This window comes from Microbacterium sp. M1A1_1b (genome assembly GCF_053345565.1).
The window spans coordinates 1-971 of record NZ_JBKFAJ010000016.1 but is presented as its reverse complement, the minus strand read 5'-3'; the positions used below and the strand labels follow the sequence as shown (position 1 = coordinate 971).

Annotated in this window: 1 protein-coding gene; it reads left to right on the top strand. The window is 70.3% G+C overall.

What is annotated here, in order from left to right:
* Nucleotides 1–971, top strand: a 971-nt coding sequence (locus tag ACLBWP_RS18435) for an enolase C-terminal domain-like protein (RefSeq protein WP_447656268.1), incomplete at both ends; no start/stop codon positions are given.

The following is a 971-nucleotide window of genomic DNA, read 5'->3' as shown; positions in this document are numbered from 1 at the left end:
CGGGATGCTGAGGCGTTGCTGGCGGACATGGGTGGCACGTGGCGGAGCATGGTGCACGACTCGCAGCTGCGCTGGCTGGGCCCGGAGAAGGGCGTGATGCACATGGCGATCGGTGCCGTGGTGAACGCCCTGTGGGACCTGCGGGCCAAGCGTGCCGGGCAGCCGCTGTGGGCACTGCTGGCGGACCTGAGCCCCGAGGAGCTCGTCGCGCTGGTCGACTTCCGGTACCTGACCGACGCGATCACCCCGGACGAGGCGCTCGAGCTGTTCCGCCGTGCCGAGCCGTTGCGTGCCGAACGCCGTGCCCGGTTGGAGCAGCAGGGCTACCCGGCGTACACGACCACGCCCGGTTGGCTGGGCTACGACGACGACAAGCTCGCCCGCCTGTGCCGCGAGGCCGTGGACGAGGGCTTCACCCAGATCAAGCTCAAGGTCGGTGGCGACGTCGACGAGGACGTCCGACGTCTGGGCATCGCCCGCCGGGTCGTCGGCCCGGACGTGAAGATCGCGATCGACGCGAACCAGCGCTGGGACGTCGACGCCGCCGTGGCGTGGATCGACCGGTTGCGGGAGTTCGACATCGCGTGGGTGGAAGAGCCGACCAGCCCGGACGACGTCCTGGGGCATGCGGAGATCGCCCGCCGGATCGCCCCGATCCCGGTCGCGACGGGCGAGCACATGGCGAACCGGGTGATCGCGAAGCAGCTCATCCAGGCCGAGGCCATGCGGGTGCTGCAGATCGATGCGACCCGGGTCGCGGGCGTGAACGAGAACATCGCGATCCTGTTGCTGGCGGCCAAGCACGGCGTGCGGGTGTGCCCGCACGCCGGTGGTGTCGGGCTGTGCGAGGCGGTGCAGCACCTGTCGATGTTCGACGCGGTCGCGCTGACCGGCGAGCTCGAGGGTCGCTACATCGAGTTCGTCGACCACCTGCACGAGCACTTCGTGACCCCGGTCGACGTGCACGGGGG